Genomic DNA, 14910 nt, shown 5'->3' on the forward strand with positions numbered 1-14910 from the left:
CACAATGGCATAGAATAATAAACACTCCTATTTCAAAACGTTATCATTATCTTTATAAATTAAAAGCCGTCATTTGATTGAATGACGGCTTTAATCTATTAGTTTAAAAGAAATTATCTTTAGAATATCATTTGAGCTTGCTCTTGCCGCTGTTCGATAGCAGGCACTTCCTGTCCAAAACCTCGCAACCCAACAACATGCACATGTTCCTGATTATTGAAGATTTTACGCACCAGTTTATAGGTTGTCCCTTTCTCTGGGCTGATATTCTCTGGCGCTGCGATAATTAACTGCATATGTAAACGTTCACATAATTCAAACAATGTCGCAATTGACTTTGCATCCAAACGGGCCGCTTCATCAAGGAACAGCAAACGACATGGAGAGATATCTTTGCCACGCAGACGACGGGATTCCTCTTCCCAACTCTGTACAACCATCACCAGAATTGACATCCCCGTACCAATCGCTTCACCTGTGGAAAGTGCCCCACTTTCCGCTTTCAGCCAACCGTCCGAACCACGGTTTACCTCGACTTCCAATTCAAGGTAATTACGATAGTCCAGTAGTTCTTCACCAATTGTTTGAGGTAAACGCTGCCCCATATCGATTTGCGGATTCAAACGCTGATAAAGTTTGGCCATTGCTTCCGAGAAAGTCAGACGCTGGCTATTAAACAGATCCTGGTGCTGCTCCTGCTGTTCAGAAAGTACATCCAGCAAAACAGAGTGGCTTTCACGTACATTCACATTCAGGCGTACACCACCTACCTGACCGAATGCAACAGTCTGCAACCCCTGGTTCAGCATACGAATACGGTTCTGCTCACGCTGAATGGTTTTACGGATGATATTGGCTACACTTTTAGAGCTAATGGCCAATTTTTGCTCGCGTGCTGTCAATTCCTCCGTTAAGCGAGCCAGTTCAATCTCCATTTGTTCAATGGCATCAACTGGATCATCGGTACGAATAATATCCTGACGAATTCTCTCACGCAGATGTTGGTACACAGCGACAAAGAACTGAATCTTACGTTCAGGACGTTTCGGATCTTCAGACAATCGCAATGCGTCACGCAAATGCTCATTATCCGCTACCGCAAGACGCAACGCTCCCAACGCCTTATCTGACATTGAACGTAACGCATCACCATCCATATAAGCCAGTTCACGACGATGGAGGCGACGTTCAACACCATTGTCTTTCACCATCCGCATTACAGCACACCAGCCAGCTTTAGAAGAAACCACCTGATCCCGTTTCAGATAATAATCACGCTCAGATTTACGCAGCTTTTTGTGGAGGTTTTCTATTTCGGCCTCACAGAATGCAATTTGTTTCTCAAGCTGATTAATTCGGGAACGATTAGTTTGCACGGCGGTATGAAGCTGATCACGACGTTCACGGGCACGACTCTCTGCATCGGCATCAGCCTGAACACCGATCTCTTTCATCTCTTGCTCAAGTTCCTGCAACATATCCCGTTTGGTGTCATAAGAACTCTTCAATGAGGCCAATACCTGACTAAACTGAGCACATTGCGATTGCTGCTGGCGCAATTGTTCACGGGCACGGCGGCGATCAGATTCCGCATGTTCAAGACGCTGACGCAGTTTGTCATTCAAGTCACTATTTTCACTAAGCATTCCCGCCGAGTCGCTGTAACTGAAATGCGCACGACGTTGTACTACTTCAGTCAGAGCAAAAGCCTGTTGTTTAGCCTTAATTTGACTATGCTTAGCTGCTTCATAATCCCGTTGTAACTGTTCATGTTGTTGGGGATCACTTTGTAAAACGGAAACCAATGGCTCAAGTTTATTCAGCGCACCCCCATACTGTTGTAAGAAACGAACTGCATCTTGTGCTTCAACCATTTCTTCACGCACGGTTTCTACACGATCAATCAGTGTTTCATCCAACAAAATCGTGACTTGCGGAATCAACCGATTCAGTACAGATAAACTCTCTTTTACCTGAGACTGTTTTTGTTGATATTGTTGAGTCTGAGTCTCAAATTGTGACAATTCTCGTTCCAGCTCTGTACGGCGCTGGCTTAGGCTACGAATTTCAACTTCCGGATCGTTATCAAACGCTACGGATAAGTGTTTACCAACAAAACGACTGAAAGCCTGATGCGCACGTTGGATTTTCTGTACATCAAATGAGAGCGTTGCGTAACGCTCTGCCAGTGTATCACGCTCCAGGCTAAGAGCTTCCAGACGGTTTTCCCTTGCCGCCCGCCCAAAAAGTGGCACTTCAGGATAGCGGGAATAGCGCCACTGGCGATCGGAGGATTTCACCAGAACTGCATTTTCCTGCTCTTCAAAATGGAATACGCTGTCATCGAATGATTGTGGATCACCCTCAATCAGATAGAGATCTTCCGGGCAATCTTCCAATGCTTCCAAATGTGGACGTACCAGAGAGAGATCAGGTACAACAATCGCATGACGTGCAGGGCCATATAGCGCAGAGAAATAAGGTGCATCGTCAATGGTAATATCATCGTAAATCTCTGAAAGAAGAACGCCACCAAAACGCTCCGCCAGTGCCAACAATCGGCTATCTTCTGCACCACTCGGCTGGCTCAGACGCTCAATCTGTTTTTCGAATTCACGTTTCTGTGCCGCCACATCGTCACGTTCAACAGTGATTTCACGTTCTTGTTCCAGCAACTGCTGCATATATTCCGTAACATCATTACCACTTTCGAACGTTTCACCACTCTGCTCACTAAGTTGGTTCAGCATTTCCTGCGCAGCCAGCCAAACAGGGGCACGTGATGTCAATCCTTGAATTTTCTGCTTGAGTTGCTCAAGTTCTTGGCGCATCTGCATACGGCGCTCACCACTTTTATGCGCACTCTGGCTTAATTCTTCTAGCTGGGCTTCTAATTCACCCTGCAATGCTTCCAGATCTTCCGCCTGATATTGCTGGTGATGGCGTTTACAGAAGTCTTCCAGCAAACGCTCTGCGTTTTGCTGGCTGTTCAACCGTTGTTCCAGTTCAGCCAGTTGAATACGCAATGGTTGAATGCGATCAGCCAAATGACGCTGAGATGGCCATTCACGCAGTACTTCGCGAGCACTTTGCCATGCTTCGCTGCGGCTGACTTCACCAACAACACTTTTTACTAGCTGGTAAGCTTGCTCGAACTGGCTATGAGCGGCATCGGCCACACTCAGCTTTTGTTCCAATGACAACAGGGTTTCTGTTGCCTGCTGCTCTTTAGCCTGATAGGTTTCTTGCCATTCTTCTGCATTTTCTATCGACAATTCAGGAAGCTGGCAAAACTCACGGGCACGTTCCAACGCTTGCAATGCCTGCTGGTATTGAATTGCACGGGTTTGTTGTACATCTAATGCCTGCTGATAATCAGCAAGCTGGCTTTTCAATTCGTCAACCTCCTGTTCAGCAGCCTCAGAAACCGCCTCATATTCGGCCTGCAATTCCTTCGCTTCTTCAACGACTTCAGTTTGTTCTTCCAGTCGATAAGTCAGTTCTTCAACATCAGCCTGGTAACGGTCAATTTTCTCCTGCTGGCGCATGGCTGTTTGCACCAGATTCAGGTGATCACTGGCTGCCTGATAATCCATCTCCAAATCAGAAGATGCGTCACTCTGTTCAGCAAGTTCCCGTGCCATCTCAACATGGCGATACTGTTCCGTCACTAACTGACGACGGCCCGCAAATAATTCACTACGTAAAGCCAGTGCTTCATCTAAATGGATACGGCGCTCGTTAGCATGGCGCATGTAATCAGCCGAAACATACGCCGTCGCTTCAGTGATAAGATGCTTAAACAAATCGCGGTCAGATTGAGTGACACGAATGGCTTCCAGCGTAATACGGTTTTCACGCAGAGCGGCTTCCATATCCTGAAATGCTTTTCTGACACCACTATTTTCTGGCAATAAGTAATCACGCAATGAACGGGTAATGGCACTGGAAATCCCGCCATACAGCGATGCTTCAATCAGACGGTAAAACTTGCTGCGATCACTGGCAGAACGTAGACGTTTTGGGATCACACCTAAATCAAACATCAAGGCATGGTAGTCAGCGATGGAGTTGAATTGTTTGAACTGGACGCCATCCATCTCATCAAGACGCTCTTTCAGTTCATTTAATGGCAGAACCCGCGCCTGACGTTCGCTGATGTTTTCGGTTAATAACTGTGTCGGCTGAATTGATGCAGGGACACCCTGGATCATAAAGGGCTTAATATCAACTTTCCGGTCTCGACCAGCAACCTGCTGCAAACGTACACCGGCAATGATCCGCTGATGACGGGAATTAACAACATCCAGTACAGAATAACAAACACCTGCACGCAGTTTTCCGTGCAGACCTTTATCGCGGGAACCACTTGTTGCTCCTGCCTCCGTGGTATTACGGAAATGCAATAGCGTCAGGTCAGGGATCAAAGCCGTGACAAATGCTGCCATCGTCGTGGATTTACCCGCACCATTACCACCAGATAACGTGGTTACCAGTTCATCAAGATCAAACGTTCTGGCAAAAAAGCCGTTCCAGTTAACAAGTGTCAGTGAGCGAAATTTACCGCGTTCAATCATGACTGCTCATCCTCCGCACCTTCTGCTGAATGCACCGATGCTTCTTCGTGTTCACTACCTTCTCGCGATAAGCTACTTTCCACCGACATCGCCTCTCCATCACGGATCATCCGTAACTGAGCTTCACGTGGATCATCACCGCTACGCACATCTGCACCGAAACGAAATACAGCTTCGGTGATCGTAAATTTATTACTGTCATTTTGCAGGAAATAGACCATTCCTAAACGACGCAAACGGTTTAGGGAAGTACGTACTTTTTCCTGTAGTTTTTGTTTATCCAAATCAGAGCCAGTTGAGCGTTGGTTCAGCAATTTCATCAGCTTATTTTCATCCGCCAATGACAACAGCTCTTCATAAAGTTCCTGATAAGTAAATATGCCCTGATTGGATAAACGCTCCGGGCTGAGATAGAGATAGCACAGGATCTTACCCACCATCATATCCAACTCAGACAAAACAGAGCGGGAAATCAGTGTATTTGAACGCGGGCGTAAGTAGAAAAAACCTTCTGGTGCGCGAATTAACTCGACGTTATAACGTGAGTAAAAAGTTTCCAACTCCTCCTGAAAATCCATTAAAAAAGCATGATTATCAAGATCATCCATTCCAATATGACGCCCTGAACGAAGTTGGCTGTCTAATCCTGGAAAAAGTGTGTTGGATAATGCCTGAGCCAGTTTAACTGGCATAAATTGTTCAATATGTGTCGATGACATGTGCCTGCACCTTGGCTCCGTAATCATTAATCGCTAACCATTCCGCTGGCAACCCAGAGAAATCCGCTTCTGCAACGCCCAACCGTACTGCCTGATCCACCAGAATACGTGCCACATCAAAATGACGCTGGCGGGGATGCTGAGCAAGGTAGTCACGCAATACTGCCCCTAAATCCAATGGAAGTTTGGCCTGTTGGTAAATTGCCAGCGCCTGTTCCACCATCTCCGCCAGTTGCTCGTTGATTTCACTAAACTCTTCGTATTCCATTTCCGGTGGCAATTCACCCATGACTTCTTCATTGCGCAATGTTAGCTCTTCATCACGCATATCCAGCAAACGCTCTGCATTCGCGACAGTCAGCACCCACGGGTTATCAAAATAGTGTTGGATAGATTGGCGAAGACGCTGAGCAAAAATGCGGTTTTTATCCATGTCAATGGCAGTTCTAATAAATTTGTGAACATGGCGGTCGTAACCGATCCAAAGGTCAATAGCCTGCTGCCCCCAACTAATAATACGATCGAGTTTGTTTTGCAGATCAAAAACCAGTTTATCAACCAGCTCAGATCCCTCATTTACCATATTGGCATCCTGGATCCGCAGTAGATTAGCCTGTAGTTTATCACCGGCTGCCTCCAGTGTGTCCTGAAGCTCTTTCAGGGTTCCAGAGGTTTCAGACAGTAGCTGCTCACAGTTGGCGATAGCTGCCTGCCAATCCTGATTAAGCAACGCCGCAATATCTGCTTTTACGCTGTTTTGTTGCTCATCCATAATGCGCTGTGACATATCAATACTGTCAAATATTTCAGCTACTGAATATTTAAGTGGCGCAAACACATTGCGATGCCAATGAAATTCATCACCACTTTCTTCAGCAGCTTCAGCAGCACGATGCAGTTCACTGGCAACGATGGAAAGCTGCATGGAAAGACGCAATGTAGAGAATTCACGCTGGCGAATATAATAATCACTAATGCCAATCCCTAATGGAGTCAGGCGATAGATAGCATTACCCTCTGCTAATTCACTGGTAAAACGGCTAAGCAACTTTTGGCGCACCATGTCGTTAATGGCGTTGTTCGCCCTAACCGCAACCGCTTCCGCCGTTTGTTCAAAACCTTTACAAACCTCCCGGAAAGCATCAACCAGCTCTCCTTCACTCATTTCGCCATCAAGACGTTCATTATTCAATACAGCAATTGCCATCAAAAAAGCCAACCGCTCTGGTGGCAACGAAATGGAAAAATCATTCTTTCTGGCCCAGGACACAAGTTCAGGAACAGTCTGGGAATATTCACTCATAATTCGCTCTTTAAGGTAGGCTTGCGTGCCATCACATGAATGTAGCGTCCAAGGCTGATATAGGGCTCTTGTCTGCAATAACGTTGTTCAAGTTCTAGCAACGCTGGAAAATCTGTATCTTGCAATTGGCGACTTTGCAGGTAGTCGTGAAAAACCCTGACTCCTGTTTTTCCGGTTATTTCCATATTGAGCTCAACGAGCCATTGATATACCTGTTCAGGCACTAATGGATTCTGTGGCGATAGAGAACGCTTACGGCGACGCTGAATATTCGGCGTCGCCAAATGAAAATTACCCAAAATGGCATTGCGCATAACTAGTCCATTAGCATTATAAAACATTAATGAGAGTGCACCACCGGGCGTTATTATATCTCCCAATATTTCTATCGCATCTTTTTGATCGGTGATCCATTCCAATACCGCATGGAACAGAATTAAATCAACGGGCTGTTCAATATATCGGCGAATTTCCTGTACCGGACTTTGGATAAATTGCATCTGATGAAGAACGCCACGTTCTTCTGCATTACTTTTTGCCCGTTGGATCATTTCTTCAGAAAGGTCACATAATATTACCTGATGGCCTAATTCAGCTAATTGGCAAGCCATATTTCCTTCACCACCCCCTGCATCTAAAATACGCAGTGGTTGTTGAGGTAAATGGTTCAGCAATTCTTTGATATCCTGCCAGACAACGGCCTGTCTGATTTTACCTTTGGTTGTGCCGTAAATATTACGCGAAAATTTGTCTGCAATATCATCGAAATTGCGATCCCGCATGAAAAACTGCCTCACTTATCAACTAAGTTTGATGTATCTATTGAATATTTATGCTGTCTATTGCTATTTTTTTACTATTGTTATTTTGGCACAGTAATCAGTAAATTCACTACTTTTAGCCCTGAATCTACCCCTGTGCGGTGATAATTCAATCAAACCATAGGCCAATTGATGTTATTCCTGCTTAAAAAATACGTTGGTGCGCTATTAATGCCGCTACCTTTAATCATTCTTATCTCTCTGGCTGCTTTGCTTTTGTTGTGGTTTACCCACTGGCAAAAAACGGGGAAAGTTATTCTGTCACTGAGCTGGCTTGCGCTACTTTTATTAAGCTTACAACCCGTTGCTGACAAGTTGTTACTTCCTGTTGAAGGGAAATATATCCAACGCTACGAGCCTGATACCAAACATACACCGCCGATAAAATACATTGTCGTTCTTGGTGGCGATTTCACTTATAACCCGGAATGGGCACCCAGTGCCAATCTTATTAGTAATAGCTTGCCCAGAGTGACCGAAGGTATTCGGTTATATCGTCTTAATTCTGGTGCAAAAATGATTTTTACCGGGGGTAAGGGTGTTAATTCAATTAGCAGTGCAGAAATCGCTGCTATGGTAGCACAATCTTTGGGAGTTCCTGTAGAAGACACAATAGCATTAAAAAAACCGCTGGATACAGAGGAAGAAGCGATCGAGGTTGAAAAGATCGTTATGCAACAGCCTCTTATTCTTGTCACTTCCGCAAATCATATGAAACGTTCTCTGAAATTTTTCGAACAACGTGGTATGCACCCTATTCCCGGCCCGGCAAATCAACTGGCAGTCACAACTCCATTATATGGATGGGAAAAATACATTCCATCTTCCTATTCTTTTTCCCATACGGAGCGTGCCTGGTATGAAACACTGGGGAAAATGTGGCAAACAATCAAGCCTTCCAGTACAGATAAAGAGAACGAATAATTAGCAAACTCGCGGTAGAAAACCGCTAGCAGTATCACTATATACAAATACAAACCTGCTCATTCTGTTTAATAACACCCAATCCAATTAGGCGGTTCAAATCGCCTAATTACGTTTCTTATGCTCTGAATTCCGCTGGTTTTCAAAAGATCTACTATTCAAAAACCAGCGCATTCAAAATTTCTTATACTCAAAGTGCTGCAAAAGCTTTTCTGGCTGCATCCAGATCTTCCGGTGTATCCACACCAGCACCCGGTGCTTGCAGTGCTTTCGCCACGTGAATTTTTTCTCCGTACCAAAGTACCCGTAGCTGTTCGAGCATTTCGATATTTTCCAATGGACTTGGCATCCATTGTACATAGCGACGAATAAATCCAGCTCTGTAAGCATAAATCCCGATATGGCGCAGAAAATTATCTCCGATAGTCTCTTTGGAGTGCATAAAACGATCACGTTCCCACGGGATCGTGGCACGTGAAAAATAGAGCGCATAACCTTGCGCATCCATGACGACTTTTACCACATTGGGATTGAATGCTTCTTCTGCATCCTGGATTTGTACAGCAAGTGTTGCCATGCCAGCATCACTTGCTGCCAGATTATCAGCAACCTGTTTGATGATTTGTTCGGGAATAAGTGGTTCATCACCCTGAACATTCACGATAATTTCATTATCGGCAAATTGGTATTTGTCGATAACTTCCGCCAAACGTTCTGTACCTGAATGATGATTTTCACTTGTCATGCAGACTTCACCACCTTCAGCGGCAACTGCATCAAAAACGGCCTGATTATCTGTGGCTACAATTACGCGATGGGCACCAGAACGGATAACCCGCTCCATAACCCGCACAATCATCGGCTTTCCATGTATATCTGCCAATGGTTTTCCGGGTAAACGAGATGAAGCAAAACGTGCTGGAATAATGACAGTAAACATGAATTATCTTTTTTCCTCTGTTGGCAGAACACGTGCTTCATGTTCTAACAGCACGGGAATACCATCACGGAAAGGAAAAGCGAGGCGGTCAATTTTGCAAATCAGTTCAAAATTTTCTTTATCGTAACTGAGCTTACCGTGACATACTGGGCAAGCAATGATTTCGAGTAAACGGTGATCCATACATCCCCCAAATGACGAGCTTGAAGTTTAATGCGGCTCAGAATACCACAAGCGATGCCTCACCGTTAACTCTGTTGTTTTATTCAGGGATCAAGGCACAAATATCACCTAGCATTTTTTGCCCTTGTTCTTCCGGCAAATAGGCAGAAACCGGTAAATACCACCAATTAGGCTGTGCAAACTGAGAACATTTAACAGCATCTTTTTCTGTCATCAACAAATTCTGTTCATTATTAGCTAAAGCCAATAGTTGTGCTTTTTCATAGAATTGATGGTCAGCAAACGCATGAGTTGCTTGCAGATTTACACCCAGTTGCTGCAATGTAGCAAAAAAACGCGGTGGATGACCAATTCCTGCCATCGCCACACCATTGGGAATATCACTGACTTTTCGGGGTTCTCCTGTCCGCAGATTGACGGCAACTTCACCTTTTAATGTCATGGGCAGTTCACCTGTTTCTGGCATTCCTCCATTAACCATAATGGTATTGACGGTATTTAAGCGGCCTGAAAGTTCCCTCATCGGCCCTGCCGGCAGCCAACAACCGTTACCAAAACGGCGAACTCCATCAATAACAACGATTTCATAATCACGCTGCAAAGCATAATGCTGGAGACCATCGTCGGTGATAACAATATCAACGGAAAAATGCGCCAATAATTCTTTGACAGCATCAACGCGTTTTGGAGCAACTACCACCGGCGCACCGGTACGACGCTGAATTAAAACCGGCTCATCTCCCGCTTGTGCAGTAGTCACTTCATCCGTTACCAGCAACGGGTAATGTCCAGATTTTCCACCATAACCACGAGAGACAACACCAACCCGATAACCTTTCTGTTGCAATTGCTCAACTAACCAGATAACCACAGGTGTTTTACCATTGCCTCCAGCGGTTAAGTTACCTACCACAACAACAGGAACAGGAGCTTTCCAGGAACGAAGCAAACCCGATTTATAGCCTAACTTGCGCAAACCGCTTATCAGCCCATAAAGGGCTGATAGTGGCAATAATAGGATATAGAGCCTTGAACGGCCAGACCAAATGTGCTCAATCATTGACCAAATTGCATCCGGTGTAATTGCGCATATGCACTTTCTTTCTCCAACAGAGTTGTATGGCTGCCTCTTTCGGTAATGTTACCATCTTCAATGACAATAATTTCATCAGCATTTTCAATAGTAGAAAGACGGTGAGCAATTACCAGTGATGTTCTGTTTTTCTGCAATTCATCCAATGCTGCCTGAATGGCACGCTCAGATTCCGTATCCAGTGCCGAAGTGGCTTCGTCCAGAATCAAAATCGGAGAATCACGCAGCAAAGCACGGGCAATGGCAATACGTTGACGTTGTCCACCAGAAAGCAAGACACCATTTTCACCAATCATGGTATCAAGGCCATTATCTAATTTTTTGATAAAATCCATTGCGTATGCCATCTCTGCCGCACGTTCAATTTCTGCACGATTGAACTGACCTTCACTGGCATAAGCAATGTTGTTAGCCACGGTATCATTGAACAAATGAACATTTTGCGATACCAACGCTATCTGGTTACGTAAAGAAGACAATGTGTACTCACGCAAATCATGACCATCAAGCAAAATATCCCCTTCGCTAACGTCATAAAAACGGGTAAGAAGATTGGCAATCGTTGATTTTCCTGAGCCAGAACGCCCAACCAAAGCAATGGTTTTGCCTGCCGGGATTGTCATGGAAATATTTTTCAGAGCGGGGTGATCTTTGGTTGGATAGCAGAAAGTAACATCACGGAATTCGATATCGCCTTTCGCTTTTTTAATTTCCAACTTACCTTCATCTTTTTCCTGCTCCATATCCAGAATCGCAAACAAAGTCTGACAAGCAGCCATACCACGTTGAAATTGTGCATTAACATTGGTCAGAGATTTCAGTGGACGCATTAGAGCTATCATAGACGAGAATACCACTGTAATCTTACCCGCTGTCAGTGCGCCCATAATTTCAGGGAAGCTGGCAGCATACAAGATAAATGCCAATGCAAATGAAGCGATAATCTGGATGATCGGGTCTGAGATGGAATCAGCGGAAACCATTTTCATTCCTTGCTGGCGCATATGGTTACTGACTTTATTAAAACGTTCTGTTTCAACTTTCTGTCCACCGAAGATCAAGACTTCTTTGTGCCCTTTCAGCATTTGCTCCGCACTCGTTGTCACCATTCCCATACTATTTTGCATGTTTTTACTAATACGGCGAAAACGTACAGACACAAGGCGGATAACACCCGCAACAATCGGAGCAATAACAATCAGAATTAAGGACAGTTCCCAACTGTAATAGAACATCAGGACAAACAGCCCGATAATTGATGCTCCTTCCCTGACAACTGTAACTAAAGCACCGGAAGAAGAAGAAGCAACCTGTTCTGAATCATAGGTAATACGAGAAAGTAATGTTCCCGTAGATTGTTGGTCAAAAAAGGAGACTGGCATGCCCATCATATGATTGAACAGACGACGACGCATCTGCATGACGACTTTGCCGGATACCCAAGATATACAATAACTTGATATAAACCCAGATATGCCACGCAAAAGCATCAATCCAATGACCACCAATGGCATCCACTTCAATACACTCATGTCTGCCTTGCCAAACCCCTCATCCAGCAAAGGCTTTAACAAGGAAAGCATCAATGTATCGCCGGCAGCATTTATAACTAGCGCAACTGCCGCAACTAACAGCCCAACCTTAAATGGTGTGATGATCGGCCACAGGCGGCGAAAGGTCTGCCAGGTAGAAAGGTCTTTATCATTCATTATTGAGTTACCAAAACCAAAAGAAATAGCGGCTTATTCTACTCATGATCACCGCGAATACCAAACCACTGATGATACCACCGTGATATTAACTGCTGTCTATATCCCTCAAGTTTAATGTGATCGTAATAAATATAACCGGTGATCTGCCCTGAAAAATCGGTACTATGCCATTGAATTTTGGCATCTTTATAACGCTGTCTGACTTTCATTGAGGGGAGCTTCCAGGGACTATAACGTGCAACTGAAACCAAAGCATATTCTGGCTTGACTCTGTGTATAAACGCAGCGGTAGATGAAGTATTACTCCCATGATGAGGAACTTGTAAGAATGTTGCATTAAGGTTTTCCCTTTCAAGGCCCAGTAAACGATATTCTCCTTGTTTTTCCAAGTCCCCCGTTAACAATAAGCTATGTTTACCATCATTGATACGGATAACACAAGACTGATTATTACCCACATTTTCTGCTTTTTCCAAAGGCCAGATAACCTGAAAAGTTAATTCCTGCCATACCCATTTTTCACCACGAATACAGGGTAAGTGAGTATGGCCAATAGAAGAACTTCTAATTTGAATATTGGGATATTTTTCACGCAGATATTCCACTCCTCCCGTGTGATCCAGATGATCATGACTCAAAATAATCTGTTCAGGAGTTAACCGATGCCAACGCAAATAAGGCTGGATGACTTTTTCTGCCATACTTCCTGTTTCCCAACGGTTTCCTGTATCGAATAGAACCGCCTTTCCTCCTTTATCAATGATAACAGACAAACCATGCCCAACATCCAGCATTGAAAAACGCCATTGGAATTCATCACCACGTTTAAAATAACAGAGAGCAACTCCAACAGAAGCACATAACAACCCTGCATAGGATTTCCACCAACCAAGTCGCCAAGCAATAACGAAAAACCAACAGGCAAAAGTAATGAAGAAAGGAATATGCCCTGTCTCAATCCATGAATGGGTAAGAACAGGCAGAGGTATTAACGCGAATGAGATAGTGTAATCAACTAATTGCCATAAAAATGGTTGAATAAGTTGGTGCAAAGGTAATATGGCGCTCAGCAATGCCAACATGATCAATGGGACTGTCAGAAAAGAGATTATCGGGACAGCCCATAAATTTGCAATCAATGAAGCAATATTAATTCCTTGAAATAGCAAAAGCTGCAACGGTAATAACATTAACATCATTCCCGATTGCATATGCAATCCACGTAGCCAACTCCATCGCCAACCATAACGAATTTTTTCAGGCAACGGCATCCAGTGAAACCAAAACAGCAACGCCATTACTGCAAAAAACGAAAGCCAAAAGCTATCAGAAAGAATAGCTAGTGGATCAAAAAGTAAAATCAGTGCAGCGCTCCATAAAGCCCACTGCCATGAAAAACAAAAATAACTTCTGCATCGTAAATATATCCAAAGTGTCAACCCTAGCATTGCCCGAATTGCCGGGATCCCCCATCCAGAAAGCCAACCATACAACATTGCAGTCAACCATCCCATGAGGAGCGGGAAACGGAACCCAATCCATTTTGCAGGGAAACAAAGCTGGACCCCTCTGGCAAAACCCCAACCAAATAAACTGGCTATTGTAATATGTAGCCCTGAAATCGCCATTAAATGCGCAATTCCTGTTTGTTGTAACAACAACCGGGCTTGTTTATCTAACCATGCCCTTTCACCAAACAATAATGCCAAAGCAATACCAGCCTGTTTCAGAGATTGTATTTCAGGTGTCAGTTCATTGATTAGTTTTTGTCTGAAATTACAATTACCATTCAATAAATTTGCCTTGATGATTTTGCCATTAAGAGGCTGACGGATTGACAAGGCATATCGTTGGCTATCATAACTCCCTTGATTCAATTGGGCATGAACAGGCCTGAGTTTCACTGTAACCTGCCATTTCTGGCCTGCACATAATGGTATTGAAGAATTCCATAATACTGACGCATAAAGTCCGGGGAAAATATATTTCCCATCACTCTCAATCAATCTGACTCTATAACGTGTTTTTTCTTCTCTACCTGCTTCATTCAACGATGCACTATCAATTATAACGGTTACTGAGCGAGTTGTTTCACTGAAATATATTATTTGAGCCAAAATCTTGTGACCATGCCAGCTCCCCCAAATCAATACCCATAATATCAGTGAAATAAGACGACTTATTTTATAGGGAATAAACCATAAAACCATTGCCACCCCCGCTAAAGCGAGGAGTTCTGTCCATTGAGGCAATTCACCAAATAATAAAAGTGGAACTGTTCCCAGGATAATAATCGCAGCAGCTTGGTTTAATTTGATAATCGGTAAAGATTTTTGCCAAAAAGAGTCCCGACAAAGTCGCTTTCGAAATATTTTCAAGAATAATTTTCGTAAAATAGATAAAAAAACAGTAGAGAGAAACAAAATAGTCTGCTGCATCCATTTATTCCTCTGTATTAAAATTCCATTCATGCAGAGAAGACTATTTGATAATGTGTACTACCGCCAGTCAGTTGAAATTTATTCTGAAAGTGTTTCGCAAATTAATTTTAGAAGAAGAGATAGTTAACAGCAAAATGTGAAATTCATCGCAATAATAAATAAATTTAATCAAAAAATGATAAAAATGATAAAAAAAG

General features: G+C 43.8%; 10 protein-coding genes. 1 reads left to right on the plus strand and 9 read right to left on the minus strand.

From position 1 onward, the window contains the following. Positions 1-119: 119 nt before the first annotated feature. The 4 genes from mukB to cmoM are packed head-to-tail and all read right to left on the minus strand — an operon-like array spanning position 120 to position 7381. Complete coding sequence (gene mukB, locus AAC147_RS02865) at positions 120-4577, minus strand: chromosome partition protein MukB (protein ID WP_047678913.1); 4458 nt, start codon at positions 4575-4577, stop codon at positions 120-122. Beyond that, a complete protein-coding gene (mukE, locus tag AAC147_RS02870) occupies positions 4574-5296 on the minus strand; it encodes a chromosome partition protein MukE (protein ID WP_047678915.1) in 723 nt (240 codons plus the stop codon). Before mukE ends, mukB begins: the two co-directional genes overlap by 4 nt. Beyond that, a complete protein-coding gene (gene mukF / locus AAC147_RS02875; protein WP_047678917.1) occupies positions 5277-6599 on the minus strand; it encodes a chromosome partition protein MukF in 1323 nt (440 codons plus the stop codon). The genes mukE and mukF overlap by 20 nt, the downstream gene beginning before the upstream one ends. Then, on the minus strand, positions 6596-7381 hold the full coding sequence (cmoM, locus tag AAC147_RS02880) for a tRNA uridine 5-oxyacetic acid(34) methyltransferase CmoM (protein WP_047678919.1): 786 nt from the start codon (positions 7379-7381) through the stop codon (positions 6596-6598). The genes mukF and cmoM overlap by 4 nt, the downstream gene beginning before the upstream one ends. Positions 7382-7552: 171 nt before the next feature. Here cmoM and elyC point away from each other — a divergent pair, with 171 nt between their 5' ends. Then, a complete protein-coding gene (gene elyC, locus AAC147_RS02885) occupies positions 7553-8344 on the plus strand; it encodes an envelope biogenesis factor ElyC (RefSeq protein ID WP_047678921.1) in 792 nt (263 codons plus the stop codon). Positions 8345-8534: 190 nt separating this feature from the next. Here the strand turns inward: elyC and kdsB are convergent, their stop codons facing one another. The 5 genes from kdsB to AAC147_RS02910 all read right to left on the minus strand — a co-directional run bounded on the left by kdsB (position 8535) and on the right by AAC147_RS02910 (position 14710). Next, a complete protein-coding gene (gene kdsB / locus AAC147_RS02890) occupies positions 8535-9284 on the minus strand; it encodes a 3-deoxy-manno-octulosonate cytidylyltransferase (RefSeq protein ID WP_047678923.1) in 750 nt (249 codons plus the stop codon). Between the two features lie 3 nt (positions 9285-9287). Continuing rightward, positions 9288-9467: a Trm112 family protein gene (locus AAC147_RS02895; protein ID WP_038269284.1), complete on the minus strand. Its 180-nt coding sequence runs from the start codon at positions 9465-9467 to the stop codon at positions 9288-9290. Positions 9468-9546: 79 nt separating this feature from the next. Beyond that, positions 9547-10527, minus strand: coding sequence for a tetraacyldisaccharide 4'-kinase (gene lpxK / locus AAC147_RS02900; RefSeq protein WP_047678926.1), 981 nt, complete (start codon positions 10525-10527; stop codon positions 9547-9549). Next, complete coding sequence (gene msbA, locus AAC147_RS02905) at positions 10524-12272, minus strand: lipid A ABC transporter ATP-binding protein/permease MsbA (protein ID WP_047678928.1); 1749 nt, start codon at positions 12270-12272, stop codon at positions 10524-10526. The genes lpxK and msbA overlap by 4 nt, the downstream gene beginning before the upstream one ends. A gap of 35 nt (positions 12273-12307) precedes the next feature. Then, on the minus strand, positions 12308-14710 hold the full coding sequence (locus tag AAC147_RS02910) for a ComEC family protein (RefSeq protein WP_081988941.1): 2403 nt from the start codon (positions 14708-14710) through the stop codon (positions 12308-12310). Positions 14711-14910: the final 200 nt, after the last annotated feature.

It is taken from the genome of Xenorhabdus sp. NBAII XenSa04 (genome assembly GCF_963866145.1).
In the GTDB taxonomy this organism is placed as follows: domain Bacteria; phylum Pseudomonadota; class Gammaproteobacteria; order Enterobacterales; family Enterobacteriaceae; genus Xenorhabdus; species Xenorhabdus indica.